Genomic DNA, 16,075 nt, shown 5'->3' on the forward strand with positions numbered 1-16,075 from the left:
AGGTCCGCAGGCGCGCCGCACCCACCCGCTCTCCGCCGAAGTAAAACTGCTCCACGGCCCTTCTGGCCCACCGGTCAATGGGAAACGCGTCCCACCGGCCATACCCGAACAGGGCGACGCAGTTGGCCACCTTCTCCCCGACGCCGGGCAGGCGCATCAGGTGGGCGATGAGGTCCGGCGTGGCAAGAGCTTGCCCCGCATCGAGGTATCCCGGGTCGGCGGCCAGCATCTGCGCGGTTCGGGCGACGTACGCGGCCCGGTACCCGAGCCCGAGGCGGCGAAGCTCGCGCTCTCCGGCGGCGGCGAGAGCTTCCGGCGCCGGAAGGCCGCCGGGGCCGGCGCCGCCCAGCTCGTCGCAAAGGCGCGCGAGCATCCGCTTGATCCGCGGGATATGAGTGTGGCTCGAGAGGATGAACGAGAGCAGGGCCTCCCACGGCGGCACCCTCGCGATGCGAAGCCCGCGGGTCGCCTCGACGGCGGGGGCGATGGCCGGATCGCGCGCAACGAGCCGGCCCTGGAGGGTGGCGTAGTCCCGGGGCAGGTCAAGCAGCTTGACAAGGGCCGCATGGAGGGGTGACGGGCTCTCACCCGGCCGTTCGCCGCTTACCCGCAGAGCCCCCGGCGGCAGGGCCGGATCGACGATCAGCCGCACCGGGAACGGCCCCGCCAGGCCCTCGAACACGCCCGGCTCGCGCCTCCACCACCGGAAGGTCTGGCCTCCGTCGAGGGTCAGTTCGAAGTTGATGGGCTGCCCGAACGGGTCGGCCGGCGCGACGCGCGCCTCGCCAGGCGCCCTGCTCACGGCGCCGTCCCCGGGGGCCTGGTCTCCCGGATGTAGTACAATGGAGCCACCAGTAGTGCACGATACGGGACGCCCCGCGTGCCGTCAAGGTTAGAGGTGTGCAAACGGCGGGCTGCCCCTCGAGCGAGGTGATGGTTGTTCGTGCAACCCATTGAAATGACGGAGGTCGAGACACCGGCGGTGGAAGGCCAGGTGCCGATCCCGCGCACGTTCCGCTGGCAGGGCCGGGACTTCACCGTGGCCGCCGTGCTGAAGCGCTGGCAGGATCAGCCTTTGAGGGCGAGGGGCGCGCTGCGCCCGCGGGAGGTGCGGTTCGGGACACCGGCGCGCGCCGGGGAGGGGCGGACTTACTTCCGCGTCCGGACGCAGGACGGCGCGGTGTTCGACCTGGCTTTCGACCCGCATGTCGCTCACTGGGCGTTGCTGAGGAAGCTTGCTCCCGGCGCATCCTGACCAAGCGGTGGTCTCCCGCTGCGGCATTTACTGCGACACCTGCCCGGCCTACCGCGGGGGCTTCTGCCCCGGCTGCCCGGCGCTCGAACCGGGCAGCTGCACCGTCCGGGATTGTGCGAACCGGCTGGCGGGCGGCCGCTGCTGGGAGTGCTCGGCCAACAGCTGTCACAACTTCGGGGTGAAGATCCAGCGGCGGGCTGCGGTCAGCGCCATGTTGCGCCGTTATGCGCTCTTGAAGCGCATGCAGGCGCCCCACGCAGGCGGTACCGCAGCCACGGCTCCTGCCTGCCGGCAATGTCCCGGGGCAGCCGTCCGGCCGCTCCATGAGGCCGGGAGGCGGCCGCCCCTCACCGATCCGCTCGGCTGGCCGCGCCGGGGTCCCGAGGATACGAACCCAGCAGCCTGAAGTACCCGACGTGGCGCCGGACCGCGGCCAGCGCGGCGGCTACGGGCGGCTCCGAGGCGTGGCCCTCCAGGTCGATCAGGAAGAGGTAGCGCCCCATCCCCTCGCGCGAGGGGCGCGACTCGATGCGGCTCAGGTTGATCCCCCGGTCTGCGAACTCCGCCAGCAGGTCCCGCAAAAGCCCTGGCCGGTCGCTCAGGCTTCCCACCACGAGGCTGGTGCGGTCATGGCCCGTCGGCTGGGGCCAGCCTCGCGCCAGCACCCCGAAGCGGGTGGCGTTAGGGTCACCGTCCTGCACCGGCCCGAACGCTACGGCCAGGCCGTATCGCGCCGCCGCTTCCCCACTGGCCACGGCCGCCCACGGCCGGTCGGAGGCGGCTACCCGGCGCGCGGCCTCTGCCGTACTCGGGGCGTGCTCGATGGCCGCGCCGGGCAGGAGCGAACGCAGCGTCCGGCGGCACTGCGCCAGCGCCTGCGGATGGGAGAGGAGCCGCTCGATCTGGTGCAGTTGCACCCCCGGGCGAGCCAGCAACCACTGGCGCACCTCCAGGACGATCTCGCCCACCTGAACCAGCGTGCTCTCGTGCAGCCACAGGTCGAGCGAGAGGGTGACCGAGCCTTCCAGCGAGTTTTCGAGGGGGCAGACGGCCTGGGCAACCGAACCGCGCTCCGCGGCAGAAAAGAGAGATGGCAGGTCGCCGAACGCTTCGAGCACGGCCCCTCCGCCCTGGCGCCCGGCCCACCGGGAGGCCGCCTCGTGGCTGAAGCTGCCCTCCGGCCCCAGGTACCCGATCTTACCCACCGCCCCGGCCGGCCTCTCCCCTATCGGTGCGCCCTGCCGGCCGGATGCGGTTCCACTCGTCGGTGGCATAGCGGCTGGCGGCAAGCTGCGAGGCCACCCTCCGTTCCTCTTCGGTGAGAAAGCCCCTGTCCCACACGACCCCGGCGGCGGCTGCAAAGCCTTCGGCGATGGCCGGGGCCGCTTCGTCGAACTCCACGGGGCGCCCCAGCGCCTGGCTGAGCGAGCCTGCCCGTTCTGCGAGGATCAGCGCGAGGAACCGCGCCCCCCGGCCTCCGGGCGCAAGCACCCGGGCGGTGAGTTCGGCGTCGAACTCAAGTGGGATGCTGCCGTGCTGCAAGACGGCCCCGGATGCCCGGCGAAGCTGGGCGCTGCCGACGACCTTGCGTCCGTTCCACTCGAGTTCGTAGCGGGAGGCGGAGTCGAAACAGGCGCCGGCCAGAGCCTCCCTGCCCTCCCCCGCCGGCGACGCGGCCGGCCGGGCGAGAACGGCCGCGATGCCGAGCCGGGCGAGCCCCGCTTGCAGCGCCTCGCTGATCCGCCGGTATCCCTCCATGACCGTCTGGCCTCCCATGGGGTGGCCCGGTGGCAGCACGACGCTGTACGTGACCTCTCGGTGGTGAAAGACGGCCCGCCCGCCCGTCGGGCGGCGGACGATGTCGATGCCCGCCTCGCGGCAGGCCGCCTCGTTCACCGCCCGGCCCCACTCCTGGAAGTACCCCAGCGACACGGCCGCCGGCTCCCATCGGTAGAGGCGCAGCACCGGCTCCGACGTGCCGCGTTCGGCCGCCCTCAGGAGGGCCTCATCGACGGCCATGTTCCAGGCGGCACCGTCCGGCGGATCAATGATCAGCCGCCACCGCTCCGTCACGCCGCCTTTACGCCCCCGGCGTAAAGCAGACGACCGGGTTGCGCGCCGCCGTGACCTCGTCGAGCCGGCGTACCGGCGTGCGGTGCGGCGCGCTCGTGACCCGCTCGGGGTCGCTTTCTGCCTCCCGTGCGATCTGCTTCATGACCGCGGCGAAGCGGTCCAGCGTCCCCTTCGTCTCCGTCTCGGTCGGCTCGATCATCAGCGCCTCTTCCACGATGAGCGGGAAGTAGACCGTCGGGGCGTGCATCCCGAAGTCGAGGATGCGCTTGGCGATATCGCCCGCCCTGACCCCGTGGCGCTTCTGCCTGACCGCCGACAGGACGAACTCGTGCTTGCAGTGCCGGTCGTAGGGCAGGTGGTAGTCCTCGGCCAGAAGGCGCATCAGGTAATTGGCGTTGAGCACGGCCGCCTCGCTCACGCGGCGGAGGCCCTGCGGCCCAAGGGCGCGGATGTAAGCGTACGCCCGCACCAGCACCCCGAAGTTGCCGTAGAAGCTTCGAACCCTGCCGATGCTCTTGGGCAGTTCGTAGTTGAGGCGGTACCGTTCCCCGTCGAACTCCACCAGCGGCACCGGCAGGTACGGCACGATGGACTCCCGGACGGCGATGGGGCCGGAACCCGGGCCGCCGCCGCCGTGGGGGGTGGAGAAGGTCTTGTGCAGGTTGAAGTGGACGATGTCGAAGCCCATGTCGCCGGGCCGGGAGATGCCCAGGATGGCGTTGGCGTTGGCGCCGTCGTAGTACAAAAGACCGCCGGCGTCGTGGACGATGCGCGCAATTCCCAGAATGTTCTCATCAAACAGCCCGAGCGTGTTGGGGTTGGTCAGCATCAGGCCTGCCGTCTGCGGCCCGACGGCCTTGCGCAGCGCTTTGACGTCCACCCCGCCCCGGGCGTCCGTGGGCACCTGCACCATCCGGTAGCCGCTCATGGTGACGCTGGCCGGGTTGGTGCCGTGGGCCGAGTCGGGAACGATGATCTCCCGGCGCTGTTCGTGCTGGCCTCGGTCCTTGTGGTACGCCTTGATGAGCAACAGCCCCGTCAGCTCCCCGTGCGCCCCGGCGGCCGGCTGCAGCGTCGCCCTCGCCAGCCCGGCGATCTCGCACAGGTACCGCTCCAAACGGTACATCAGCTCCAGAGCGCCCTGCACGCTCTCCTCGGGCTGGTAGGGGTGGATGCGGGCAAAGCCGGGAAGCTGGGCCGCCTCCTCGTTCACCTTGGGGTTGTACTTCATCGTGCATGAGCCAAGCGGGTAGAAGTCCACGTCCACCGCGTGGTTACGCCTGGAGGCCTGCGTGAAGTGGCGCACCACTTCGATTTCCGAAAGTTCAGGAAGGGGCGCCGGCTCCTTCCGAAGCGCCGCGGCCGGGATGAGCTGCTCCAGGGGCCTTGCGGGCACGTCCAGCTCGGGGAACTGATACGCCACCCGCCCGGGAGCGCCCCGCTCGAACAGAAGCGGCGGGTCCGGCTGTTCCGTCGCCGGCACGTTTTCGGTCGCCCGACCCGCCCCGATGCCATCGCCCATGAAAACCCCACACACCCTTCCCCGTCTCAGGCAAGCTGGCGCAGCACGCCAGCCAGCCGGTCGATATCTTCACGGGTGCGGGCCTCGGTGACGCACCAGAGCACGCCCCGCTCCAGGCCCTCGTAGAAGTTGCCCAGCGGCAGCCCACCGATGATGCTGTATTCCTGCCAGAGCCGGGTCAATATCTCGGGGATCTCCCCGTCCATCTCCACGACGAACTCCTTGAAGAACGGCGCATCCCACATGGGCCGGATGCCCGGGATGCCGGTGAGCGCCTCGTAGGCGTAGTGCGACCTTTGAACGCACAGCTCCCCCACCCGGCGGATGCCCTGGCGCCCGATCATGGCGAGGTATGCCGTGGCGGCCAGCGCGTTGAGCGCCTGGTTGGTGCAGATGTTGGAGGTGGCGCGCTCCCGCCGGATGTGCTGCTCCCGGGTCTGCAGCGTCAGGACGAACCCCCGCCGCCCGTCCACGTCCCGGGTCACGCCGGCAATGCGGCCGGGCATGCGGCGGATGAGGTCCCGCCTGGCGGCAAAGAAGCCGAGGTACGGCCCGCCAAAGCCGATGGCGTTGCCCAGACCCTGCCCTTCGCCCACCGCAATGTCGGCGCCGTACTCGCCGGGTGGCGCGAGGATTCCCAGGGAAATGGGGTCCACAACCGCCACGAACAGCGCCCCCGCCCGGTGCGCGATCTCCGAGGCGGCCTGCATCTCCTCAATGGATCCGAAGAAGTTGGGGTTCTGTACCACCACGGCGGCCAAGTCTGTGCCTGCGGCCTGCTGCAGGGCGTCCAGGTTGGTGACGCCCATGCGCCACGGCACCGTGTCGAGCGCCACGTCCTGGTTACCCAGGTAGGTGGCCATGACCCGGCGGTACTCGGGGTGCACCGCGGCCGAGACCGCGACCCGCCGGCGCCCCGTGGCACCCACCGCCATGAGGGCCGCTTCGGCGGCCGCCGATGCCCCGTCGTACATGGAGGCGTTGGCCGCGTCCAGCCCCGTCAGCTGGCAAACCAGGGTCTGGTACTCGAAGATGGTCTGCAGGACGCCCTGGCTCACCTCGGCCTGGTACGGGGTGTAGGCGGTGTAGAACTCCGAGCGCGAAAGCACGTGCCTCACGACCGACGGGATCAGGTGGTCGTATGCCCCGGCGCCCAAGAAAGAGGTATAACGGTCGAGGTCGGCGTTGCGTGCGGCAAGCGAGCGCATGTGGGCGAGGAGTTCGGCTTCGCTCATGGGAGGGGGCAGATTGAGGGGGCGGCGCAGGCGTACCTGTTCCGGGATGTCCTCGAAGAGGTCCTCCACGCTCTTGACGCCGATTCGCGCCAGCATCTCCCGGCGCTCGGCGTCCGTCATGGGCACATAGTCCATGCGCCCTTCAACCCCCGTTCTCGCCGATGAGGGCCCTGTAGTCCGCCGCGCTCAAGAGCAGCGCGAACTCCCCGGGATCCGAGGCTTCGATGACGCACATCCAGCCCTCGCCGTACGGGTCTTTGTTGACCAGCTCGGGCGAGTCCTGGAGCTTCTCGTTGACCTCGACGACGGTGCCCGAGACGGGGGCGTAGACGTCGGAGACGGCCTTGACCGACTCCACCACCGCCAGCCGCTTCTCGCGCTCGACGGTCGCCCCCACCTTCGGGAGTTCGATGTAGACCACGTCGCCCAGTTCCTTCTGCGCGTAGAAGGTGATGCCGATCCGGACCCGCCGCCCGTCCACGGCGGCCCACTCGTGTTCCTTGGTGTACTTCAGCGAAGCCGGATACAACGTGCACCGCCCCCTCAGGGTTTTTGCTTGTCGAATGCCTTACGGGCCTCACTGCGGGCGCGGGTGCGAATGGGCACGAAGCTTCCCTTGATGATGCGCGCCCGGTGCACCTGCCCTCGTATCTCCACGCCTACCGGCGTTTCGGGAGCGCTCATCGCGGCGGGCACATACCCCATGCCGATGCCCTGCTGGAGCGTGGGCGAAAGCGTGCCGCTGGTCACGCGGCCGACCTTGCGCCCCGTGGCCGGGTCAACGAGGGCATAACCTTCCCGGGGAATGCCCCGCTCCTCCATGACGAACCCCACCAGCCGCTGCAGCATGCCGCGCTCTTTCTGCTGCACCAGGGCGTGGCGGCCGATGAAGTCCCCCTTCTCGAAGTCCACGACCCACCCCAGGTTGGCCTCGAGCGGGGTGGTGGTCTCATCGATGTCGTGGCCGTACAGCGCGTAGCGCGCTTCCAGGCGCAGCGTGTCGCGGGCCCCGAGGCCGACCGGCAGGGCCCCCACCCGGGGCGACTCGTTCATCAAAGTATCCCAGAGCCTCTCGGCGCGGGCAGCGTCCACGAAGATTTCGAAGCCGTCCTCGCCCGTGTAGCCGGTGCGAGAGAGCAGGGCCGGGATGCCCGCGACCTGGCCGCGGCCGAAGTGGTAAAAGGGCAGGGCGTCCAGATCGAGGCCGGAGGTCAGGGGTTGCAGCATCTCCTGGGCCTTCGGCCCCTGGACCGCCACGAGGGCAATGCCCTCGGTCTCGTCCGACAGGCTCACCCGGGAGCCTGCCAGGTGCTGCTCCAGCCAGGCCCGGTCCTTGGGGCGGCAGGCCGCGTTGACCACGAGCATGTACCGGTCCGGGCCTTCCCGGTAGACCAGGAGGTCGTCGATGATGCCTCCACCCGGCAGGCACATGACCCCGTAGCGAGCCTGGCCGGGTCGCAGCGCGGCCACGTTGCAGCTCACGAGCGAGTTGAGCGCGGCGGTGGCATCCGGGCCTTCCACGATCAGCTCGCCCATGTGGGAAAGGTCGAAAAGGCCAGCCCGCTGCCGGACGGTTCGGTGTTCTTCGACGATGCTGGAGTACTGGACCGGCATCCACCACCCGGCAAATTCTATCATCCGCGCGCCAAGCCGCTCGTGAACGCCCGCAAGCGGGGTCCGAGCGGCCTGCGGCTGAGGCTGTGGGTGTGACACGGCGGCCTCGCCTCCCCTGGAAACTTCCCGCCGGCGCCGCCAAACTCCTTCTGCGCAGGCGCCCTGCACCCGCGGCGGCTCCGGCGCATAGGATGCCCGCCGGGAGGCTGAGGTCAGGCCATGCTACGCCGCTTCATCCTTATGGCGATCCCCCGTCTCATCTGGCGCCGGCGGGTGATCGTCTGGTGGGTGCCCCGCAGCCGCTGAGGCCGGCCAGCCGCGGCAAGCGGGGCCGCATCAGGCACGCCCAGCAACCGCTCTGCCTATGCGCTCCTTCACGAGTTGGGGAATCTCGTCGATGGAGGAGGCGACCGGCACCCCCGCGGCGGTGAGGGCCTCCACCTTCGACTGGGGTGTGCCCATGCGCCCGGAGATAATGGCGCCCGCGTGCCCCATGCGCTTGCCCGGCGGCGCGGTGCGGCCGGAGATGAAAGAGACCACTGGCTTGGTCATGGACCGCCGGATGAACGCCGCCGCCTCTTCCTCGTCCGTGCCGCCGATCTCCCCGATGAGCACCACGGCTTCGGTGGCCGGGTCCTGCTCGAAGAGCTGGAGCACGTCCGCGAAGCGGGTGCCGATGATGGGATCGCCGCCCACCCCCACGCAGGTGGACTGCCCCAGGCCGGCCCGGCCCAGCAGGTGCACCACCTCGTACGTGAGCGTACCGCTGCGGGAGACGATCCCTACCGGGCCCGGCGTGAAGACCCGGCCCGGCAGGATTCCCAGGAGTGCCTCGCCCGGCGAGATGAGCCCCGGGCAGTTGGGCCCGATGAGGCGTGTTTGCTTCTCACGAGCTCTCGCCACCACCCGCAGCATGTCCTGGACCGGGATGCCCTCGGTGATGACGACGACCAGCTTCAACCCTGCTTCGATGGCCTCCAGGGCGGCGTCCGCGGCGAAGGCGGCCGGGACGAAGATGATGGAGGCGTTCGCACCCGTGGCCTCCCTGGCCCGCGCGACCGTGTCGAACACCGGCACGCCTTCGACGGCGGTCCCGCCCTTTCCGGGGGTCACGCCGGCCACGACCCGGGTACCGTAATCAAGCATCTGCCGGGTGTGAAAGGCGCCCTCCCGGCCCGTAATGCCCTGAACGATGAGCCGCGTGCTCCGGTCTGCAAGTATGGCCATGATGTATGCGGCGCTCCTCTCTGCTCAGGGTGCGGTGCTGTCGCTTCCGCAGTCTGGGTCACCCGGCGGCGGTGGCGAGCTGCACGGCCCGGCGCGCCGCCTCCTGGAAGGTGGCGGCGCTCTCCACGCCGTTCACGCGGCTTTGAGCCAGAAGCGCCCGCCCCTCCTCCTCGCGGGTGCCGGCCAGGCGCACCACCACAGGAACCCGGGGCCCGCCCAGCGCCGAAAGGGCCTGGACAAGCCCCCTGGCGACCTCGTCGCAGCGGGTGATCCCGCCGAACACGTTGAGCAAGACGGCCTTCACCTCGGGGTCGCTCATGACGATGCGGAGGGCCTTTTCCACCACCTCGGCGCGCGCTCCGCCCCCTATGTCCAGGAAGTTGCCCGGCCGGCCGCCCTCCCGCTGCACCGCGTCGAGCGTCGCCATAACGAGCCCCGCGCCGTTGCCGATCACACCGACGCTGCCCGTCAGCTTGACGTAGGCCAAATTGTGCGCTCGCGCCTCGCGCTCCAGGGGGTGGTCTGCCTCGACGGACCGCATGGCCGCCAGGTCGGGGTGCCGGAACAGCGCGTTGTCGTCGATCTCCACCTTGCCGTCAAGCGCGACGAGATGCCCGTCCTGGGTCTCGGCGAGGGGGTTGATCTCGACGAGCTGCGCATCCACCCGGTTGAATAGCCCCCAGAGGCCGGACAGGAACCGCCCTAGCTCCGCCCGCAGCGCGGCGGGCGCCCCGCCCTCGTCGAAAAGGCGCCGTGCGTGGAAGTCCCTCAAGCCCAGCCCGATGTCGATCCACTGCTTGGCGATACGCTCGGGCGTCTGTTCGGCCACCTCTTCGATGTCCATGCCGCCGGCGGTGGAGAAAATCGCCACGGGAGACTGGCGCGCACGGTCGACGGTAACGCTCAGGTAATACTCACGGGAGATGGGAACGGCCCGCTCCACCAGCACCTCGCGCACCACATAGTCCCGGATGCGGGATCCGAGCAGGGCGCGGGCATGTTCGGCCGCCTGGTTCGGGGAATCCGCAAGCCGGATGCCCCCCGCCTTGCCGCGGCCGCCGATGGGGATCTGAACCTTGACGGCGACGCGCCCTCCCAGCCGTCCGGCGATTCGCCCGGCCTCGTCGGGGTTGGTGGCCAGTTCGCCGTCGGGCGTGGGCAGGCCCACGCTGCGAAACAGCGCCTTGGATTGCGCTTCCGTCAGCCGCATTCACTTCGCCTCCTGGTAGACCGGAGTGAGCCAGTGCCGGTACGCCGGCACCCTGCCCTTGACCACGTTGAAGTAGAGCTGCTGGATGGCTCTGGTGATCGGCCCCATCTCGCCGGTCCCCACCGGGCGCCGGTCGACCTCCCCCACGGCGCTCACCTGGGCACCGGTGCCGACCAGGAATACCTCGTCGGCCACGTAAAGCTCGGTGCGGTCGATGGGGCGCTCCTCGACAGCCACCTCGAGCTGCTCCCGGGCGAGCTGCATGATCGTCGCGCGGGTGATCCCCTCCAGAATGTCCTCGTAAACCGGGGTGGTGATCAGGCGCCCGCCGCGCACGATGAAGAGGTTCTCAGCGCTCCCCTCCGACACGTGCCCGTCCATGGTCAGGAAGATGGCCTCGTCGTACCCCTCCTCCATGACCTCGGACTTGGCGAGCGCCGCGTTCACGTAAGCGCCGCAGACCTTCGCCCGCATCGGGATGGCGTTGTCGTTGACGTGGCGCCACGACGAAACCTTGCAGCGTATGGGCTTCTCCACATCGATGTACGCGCCGAAGGGGACGGCAAACAGCGCAAAGTCGTCCGAAAGCTGGTGCAGCCGGACGCCGATGGCGTGTTCGCTCTTGTAGAAGAGGGGCCGGACGTAGACGTCCTCCCGGTCGCCGTTCCTGCGGAGAACGTCCAGCGTGATGGCCACCAGTTCGTCCACCGAGAGGCGGGGGGTTATCCTCAGAATCTTGCAAGAGTTCAGCATGCGTTCGAAGTGCTCGCGCAGGCGGAACACGTAGAGCTGGCGGTGTTCCTCGTTCCAGTAGGCGCGGATTCCCTCGAAGCAGCCGGTCCCGTAGTGGAGCGCGTGGCTCATGATGCTCAGGCGAGCTTCCTCGATCGGTACGACTCGTCCTTGAAAGTAAGCGAAACGTCCCATGGTGCTGTTTGCCGCCCCCTGTCGAAGATAAAGCCGGTCCACGATTGAGGATGCTGGTGGGAGTCGAGATTCACTCCGGGCCGGGCATTTCCTCCTCCGGCACGGGCGGCGGCAGGCCTTGCGGAGCGACCCGCATCTGGGCCGGCCGGGGCGCGTAGTAGGAGCGGTTTACCCGCTCCCGCACGGCGAAGGGGCCGTACAGTGGGAGTTCGCGCCATAGGGTGGCCACGTAGCCTGTGGCGGCCGGCTCCTCCAGCCGCTCGTCGCCGGGAGCCAGGGAAGGGTCCTCCACCGCGACCGTGCCGGCGAGGATGGCCTGCTCCACCACGGTGCGAAGCCTCCACGGAAGCGGCTGCGCCCATGCGGGGGCCCATAGCGTCACGGTCAGCTCCCCGCCGCCCGCGGCGGCCTGAACGGCCACCGGATACGGCGCGGGATTGTGAAGCCTCAGGTCGATGAGATTGTACGCCACGGTGGCGTCCCGGGCGAGGCTGACGTACCAGACCGGCCGGGAGTGGGGGGCCCGCGACCTGGCCGAAAGGCCCCCGAGGAGGGCCGCGTTGTAAAGCGTGGTGGAAACCTGGCAGACGCCGCCCCCCACGTCCACCACCAGCCGCCCGTTGAGGAGGACGGGGGCTTCCTTGTAGCCGCGCTCGGTGATGCGCGGCCCGACCGCTTCGTTGAAGGAGAAGACCTCCCCGGGGCGCAGGACGAGCCCGTTCAGCTCCCGGGCCGCCGTGGAGATGTTGCCGGCCCGCTCGGCCTGCCCGGGGTCGTACCGGGTCGCATAGGAGGCCAGCGGCCTGGCCTCGGCGAGCGGCGCCAGGTCGGCCTCGCTCAAGGCGGGGCGGGTGTCCTCGAACGGCACGTCGACGACCCGGGGGCGCGGGGCCGCGGCCGCGTCCACTACGAGTGAGGCAAGAGCCCTGGCATCGACGCGGCGCCCCGCACGCCCGGGGACAATGGTTCCTCGGCCCGCAGCGTCAAAGAAGATCCGGGGCTCGACGGCGGCCTGACCCGCGAGCCGGTCGAGGCGCGCCGCAAGGCTGCGAACCGCCTTCGGATCCGGGCCAGAGAGGCGGAGCCGTATGGGTTCTGCTGAAAGGCCGGGGGGTGACCTCGCCGCCTCCGCGGCCTGCCTCAGGGTAGCCTCGATGTCCGCCTGGATGCCCAGAGAGGCCGGAACGACTTCGATGTGCTCGTCTCCGGCCCGCAGCACGATGGGCTCGGCCAGCATCGCGGCAGCCACGACGGCCAGTCGGGCACGCAATTCAGAGGGAGTCAGGCCTTCGGCGTTTGAGCCCGCAGCGACAAGCCCCTCCGGCAGGACCGCCTCGGCGGCAGGCCCCTCTGAGCGACCCGGGCCCGGCGCTTCGGCGTGAACTGCACTGTCGGCAGCCAACACCAGTCCCGCCAGCACGGCTCCCGCCACCACCGAACCCAACCGCTGCCGCCACGCCCAGTAGAGGATCGCCGCCAGCCCGAGCACGCCGTAGAAGAGCCACCTTCCCGGCGCCGACAGGGGACGGTCCACCTGGGCGTCACGCTGCAGCCGCACGGCCTCTTTCAGGTGGCGTACGGCCTCGTCGTAGCGCCCCATGCGGCGAAGGGCGGCGGCCAGGTTGTTGTGTGCGGGGGCGTAGTCGGGGTCGATGGCGAGCGCCTGCCGGTAGGCGGCCTCTGCCTCTGCCGGGCGGCCCTGCTCCAGCCGGACGTTCCCGAGGTTGCTCCACGGCGCTGCATAGGCCGGGTCGAGGGCCGAGGCGCGCTCGAAGGTGGTGGCCGCCTCTTCCAACCGGTTCAGGCGCGCCAGGCAGATCCCGAGCTTGTTGTAGAGGACGGCCGAGTCAGGGTGGAGCGTCACGAGGGCGGACAGGTGGTCCAGGGCAGCCTGCGCCCGCCCTTCGTCGAGAAGGGCCTGCGCCAGCGCCAGGGCCCGGTTGAGGTCATCGCCCTCAGCCGCCGGCGGCGGCGACTCCGTGCCGGAAGGCCGGTTCATCGGCTGCCTCCACCACTTCCGTGTGTGCGACCGCATCGTCCACGAGGCCGGCCACATCCAGCCGGGCCTCCACTGCCTCGACGCGTTCGAGGGCGGGGCGCGTCTGCGGGTGGCGCGCGACGAAGAGGGTGCAGCAGTCCTCGTACGCTTCCGTGGACGTGTCGTAAGTGCCGATGCGGCGGGCGGCTTCCACGATCTCCGTCTTATCCATCCCTACCAGCGGGCGCAGGATGATCCGGCGAGAAACGGCCTCTACGGCAGCCATGCTCGGCAGGGTCTGGCTCGCCACCTGGCCGAGGTTCTCGCCGGTTACCAGGGCGTGGTAGCGGTGGCGGTCCGCAAGCACGTTGGCGATGCGCACCATCATGCGGCGCATGAGAATGACGCCGTAGTCCGGCGGGCAGTTGGTGTAGATGGCCTTCTGCACGTCGGTGAACCGGGTGAGGAACAGCCGCATGTCCCCCTGCCATGCGGCCAGCAGGCGCCCGAGCCGTACGACCTTCAGCAGCGCCTGCTCCGTGGTGAAGGGCATGGCGTGGAAGTGGACACCGTCCACGCGCAGGCCCCGCTTCATGCCCATCCAGGCGGCAACAGGGCTGTCGATGCCGCCTGAGAGGAGCGCCAGCGCCCGCCCGCTCACCCCCACCGGCAGGCCGCCCGGGCCCGGGCGTTCGCCGTCGTAGACGAACGCGGATCCGTCGCGCACCTCGACCCGCACGACGAGCTGCGGATCGTGCACGTTCACCACGAGGCGCCCTCCGAAGGCACGCAGCAGGTGGGCGCCCACCTCGCGGTTGAGCTGCATGGAATCCAGCGGGAAGCGCTTGTTGGAGCGGCGCGCTGCGACCTTGAAGGAGAGCGGGGTGCCGGCCTCCGCCGGCAGGCGGCGCGCCACCAGGGCCTCGGCCGCGGCCAGGATGGCCGGCAGGTCCGGCGGCACCTCCCGCGCGGGTCCGGCCCCCACCACGCCGAACACCCGTGAAGCCGCGGCAGCCGCCTGCTCGGCGGCCGCGAGGAGGTCGCCGAAGGCCTCCCTGTCGCCCGGGGCCAGCACGAGGCGCCCGCGCAGGTTGTGCACCTCCCACGGCCCCAGCGGGCGCAGGGCCTTGCGGAGGTTCTCCCGCAAGATGCGTTCGAACCACGCGCGGTTGGAGCCCTTCAGGCCCACCTCGCCGTAGCGGATGAGCACCACAGGCACAGCAGCCGGGCTAGCCACGGGAGAGCCCCCGTGCCCCGAGAAAGGCTGCAAGGTCGGTGATGACGCGCCTTGCGCTCTCGATCGCCCTGTCAATCTCCTCCTCGCGGGTCAGCAGGCCCAGGCTGAGCCGGATCGTGGAATCGGCGAGGCTGTCGCCGAGCGCCATTGCCTTCAGCACGTGGCTCGTACGGGCTTTGTGGGACGAGCACGCCGATCCGGTCGAGACCAGCACCCCGCCCTCCTGGTCGAGGTGCGTGGCCAGCACTTCGGCTCGCAGGCCGGGGAAAGCCGCCGAGACGATGTGGGGTGCGCGGCGATCCGCGTCCTGCGGGCCCAGGAAGACGATCCGGGGATAGGCCTCTTGAAGTCCGGCCCTGAGCCTCTCACTCAGCCGGCGCAGGCGGGCGGCCGAGTCGGGCAGTTCCCGCATGGCGAGCTCGGCTGCCACCCCGAACCCCACGATGGCGGGGATGTTCTCGGTGCCGCTGCGAAGCCCGCGCTCCTGCCCCCCGCCGTAGATGAGCGGCTCGATACGAACGGCCGGCGCCACGTACAGCGCCCCGACGCCCTTGGGCCCGTGGAGCTTGTGGGCACTCAAGGAAGCGAGGTCCACCCCGAGGCTCTTCACGTCCACGGGGATCCTGCCGGCGGCCTGAACCAGGTCGCTGTGGACGAGCGCTCGCGGGTTTCGCGAGCGCGCGAGGCGAGCAATCTCGGGTACGGGCTGGAGCGCGCCCGTCTCGTTGTTGACCAGCATGACCGACACGAGCACGGTATCCTGCCGCACGTGGGCGGCCACCGCCGACGGGTCGAGCACCCCGTCCGGCCCGGGAGGTACCCGAGTCACCTCGTAGCCCAGGGCCTCCAGGGCCGCCGCCACCTCCAGAACCGACGGGTGCTCGATGGCCGTCGTGACGATGTGTCGCCCCTGGCGGGAGTACGCCCGCGCCACCCCAAACAGCGCCATGTTGTTGGCCTCGGTGGCGCTTGCGGTGAAGATGACCCCGCGTTGTTCGGCACCGATGAGGGCCGCCACCTGAGCTCGAGCCCGTTCCAGCGCCGCCCTTGCGCGGGCGCCCAGGCGGTGACGCGACGAGGCGTTGCCGTAACCGTCGGTCATCGCCTCGAGCACGGCCTGGGCCACGTCGGGGCGTACCCTGGTCGTGGCGGCATTATCGAGGTAGACGGGCTCCCACGGGCCGTTACGGGTCAAGTCCTGGCACCACGCATCCACCAGGAGATGGTCGTCTTCTAGTATAGGCGCCGCCTGCCGAGCCTTGCAAAGACCCAACTGAGGGCCAGCGCCGCCAGGGCCGCCCATCCTCCCAAGGGGTACAGCCGGTGTACGGTCTCGACGAAGCCCCCTCGAGCCGCCGGCAGCACGGATGCCACGACCAGCGCCGCCCACAACGGCTTTGTCCTTGATCCTCCCAAGGCAGCGGCTGCGGCGGACGCGAGCGCATGAGCCCCTGCGACGGCAGTCGTGTACGCGGCGGCCCCCACCACGGCGACGTGCACAACGGCCACTGTGGGGTGGAGCCTGCCCGCGGCGGCCATCAGCGGCATGGGCTGGTCGAACGTGCCGGCAGCGCCGATGGCAAACAGGGCCGCGGCCGCCACGCCACCCGTGAGAAACCCACCGGCGGCACAGGCGGCCACCAGGTGGGCGGGAGAAAGCCGCTCCGCCGCGACGAGACGTTCGACGGCAAGCCTGGCAAAGACGGCGTTGCCTGCCGCATAAATGAACACTCCCTGCAAGCAGTGCACGGGGTTGCCCGGCGCCAACGGATGGAGCCCGGTGCCCGGGGGCCGGGC

Annotated in this window: 15 protein-coding genes; 1 reads left to right on the plus strand and 14 read right to left on the minus strand. The window is 70.2% G+C overall.

Features of this window, described 5'->3' with window-relative positions; translation table 11 throughout:
- Positions 1-802, minus strand: an 802-nt coding sequence (locus AB1609_03690) for a DNA glycosylase (GenBank protein ID MEW6045569.1), incomplete at its 3' end; no start/stop codon positions are given.
- Between the two features lie 141 nt (positions 803-943).
- On the opposite strand from AB1609_03690, the gene AB1609_03695 reads away from it, so the two are divergent.
- The gene (locus AB1609_03695) at positions 944-1,255 is read left to right on the plus strand and encodes a DUF6504 family protein (GenBank protein ID MEW6045570.1); all 312 of its coding nucleotides are present in this window, start codon (positions 944-946) and stop codon (positions 1,253-1,255) included.
- A gap of 347 nt (positions 1,256-1,602) precedes the next feature.
- On the opposite strand, the gene pheA is transcribed toward AB1609_03695, so the two are convergent.
- From pheA to AB1609_03760, 13 genes are all read right to left on the minus strand, one after another.
- The gene (gene pheA / locus AB1609_03700; GenBank protein MEW6045571.1) at positions 1,603-2,460 is read right to left on the minus strand and encodes a prephenate dehydratase; all 858 of its coding nucleotides are present in this window, start codon (positions 2,458-2,460) and stop codon (positions 1,603-1,605) included.
- Positions 2,453-3,328 carry a lipoate--protein ligase family protein gene (locus AB1609_03705; protein MEW6045572.1) on the minus strand — a complete coding sequence of 292 codons (876 nt, stop codon included), beginning with the start codon at positions 3,326-3,328 and terminating at the stop codon, positions 2,453-2,455. Before AB1609_03705 ends, pheA begins: the two co-directional genes overlap by 8 nt.
- Before the next feature lie 7 nt (positions 3,329-3,335).
- Positions 3,336-4,850, minus strand: coding sequence for an aminomethyl-transferring glycine dehydrogenase subunit GcvPB (gene gcvPB / locus AB1609_03710; GenBank protein ID MEW6045573.1), 1,515 nt, complete (start codon positions 4,848-4,850; stop codon positions 3,336-3,338).
- Between the two features lie 26 nt (positions 4,851-4,876).
- A complete protein-coding gene (gcvPA, locus tag AB1609_03715; protein MEW6045574.1) occupies positions 4,877-6,220 on the minus strand; it encodes an aminomethyl-transferring glycine dehydrogenase subunit GcvPA in 1,344 nt (447 codons plus the stop codon).
- Positions 6,221-6,227: 7 nt separating this feature from the next.
- Positions 6,228-6,614 (minus strand): glycine cleavage system protein GcvH, encoded by a 387-nt coding sequence (gene gcvH, locus AB1609_03720; protein ID MEW6045575.1) that lies wholly within the window; start codon positions 6,612-6,614, stop codon positions 6,228-6,230.
- Between the two features lie 14 nt (positions 6,615-6,628).
- Positions 6,629-7,867 carry a glycine cleavage system aminomethyltransferase GcvT gene (gcvT, locus tag AB1609_03725; protein MEW6045576.1) on the minus strand — a complete coding sequence of 413 codons (1,239 nt, stop codon included), beginning with the start codon at positions 7,865-7,867 and terminating at the stop codon, positions 6,629-6,631.
- 168 nt (positions 7,868-8,035) lie between these two features.
- Positions 8,036-8,926: a succinate--CoA ligase subunit alpha gene (gene sucD / locus AB1609_03730; GenBank protein ID MEW6045577.1), complete on the minus strand. Its 891-nt coding sequence runs from the start codon at positions 8,924-8,926 to the stop codon at positions 8,036-8,038.
- A gap of 58 nt (positions 8,927-8,984) precedes the next feature.
- On the minus strand, positions 8,985-10,136 hold the full coding sequence (gene sucC, locus AB1609_03735; GenBank protein ID MEW6045578.1) for an ADP-forming succinate--CoA ligase subunit beta: 1,152 nt from the start codon (positions 10,134-10,136) through the stop codon (positions 8,985-8,987).
- The gene (locus tag AB1609_03740) at positions 10,137-11,063 is read right to left on the minus strand and encodes a branched-chain amino acid transaminase (protein ID MEW6045579.1); all 927 of its coding nucleotides are present in this window, start codon (positions 11,061-11,063) and stop codon (positions 10,137-10,139) included.
- Positions 11,064-11,133: 70 nt separating this feature from the next.
- Positions 11,134-13,062 carry a VanW family protein gene (locus AB1609_03745; protein ID MEW6045580.1) on the minus strand — a complete coding sequence of 643 codons (1,929 nt, stop codon included), beginning with the start codon at positions 13,060-13,062 and terminating at the stop codon, positions 11,134-11,136.
- Positions 13,019-14,278 (minus strand): tRNA uracil 4-sulfurtransferase ThiI, encoded by a 1,260-nt coding sequence (thiI, locus tag AB1609_03750; GenBank protein MEW6045581.1) that lies wholly within the window; start codon positions 14,276-14,278, stop codon positions 13,019-13,021. Before thiI ends, AB1609_03745 begins: the two co-directional genes overlap by 44 nt.
- Positions 14,271-15,473: a cysteine desulfurase family protein gene (locus tag AB1609_03755; protein MEW6045582.1), complete on the minus strand. Its 1,203-nt coding sequence runs from the start codon at positions 15,471-15,473 to the stop codon at positions 14,271-14,273. Before AB1609_03755 ends, thiI begins: the two co-directional genes overlap by 8 nt.
- A gap of 38 nt (positions 15,474-15,511) precedes the next feature.
- Positions 15,512-16,075, minus strand: a 564-nt coding sequence (locus AB1609_03760) for a hypothetical protein (protein ID MEW6045583.1), incomplete at its 5' end; no start/stop codon positions are given.

Source organism: Bacillota bacterium (assembly GCA_040754675.1).
Lineage (GTDB): Bacteria > Bacillota > Limnochordia > Limnochordales > Geochordaceae > Geochorda.

Bases quoted from the DNA above. Each gene is read 5' to 3' on its own strand.
- gcvPB (MEW6045573.1), bottom strand. From the start codon at position 4,850: ATGGGCGATGGCATCGGGGCGGGTCGGGCGACCGAAAACGTGCCGGCG.
- gcvPA (MEW6045574.1), bottom strand. From the start codon at position 6,220: ATGGACTATGTGCCCATGACGGACGCCGAGCGCCGGGAGATGCTGGCG.
- sucD (MEW6045577.1), bottom strand. From the start codon at position 8,926: ATGGCCATACTTGCAGACCGGAGCACGCGGCTCATCGTTCAGGGCATT.
- sucC (MEW6045578.1), bottom strand. From the start codon at position 10,136: ATGCGGCTGACGGAAGCGCAATCCAAGGCGCTGTTTCGCAGCGTGGGC.
- AB1609_03740 (MEW6045579.1), bottom strand. From the start codon at position 11,063: ATGGGACGTTTCGCTTACTTTCAAGGACGAGTCGTACCGATCGAGGAA.
- AB1609_03745 (MEW6045580.1), bottom strand. From the start codon at position 13,062: ATGAACCGGCCTTCCGGCACGGAGTCGCCGCCGCCGGCGGCTGAGGGC.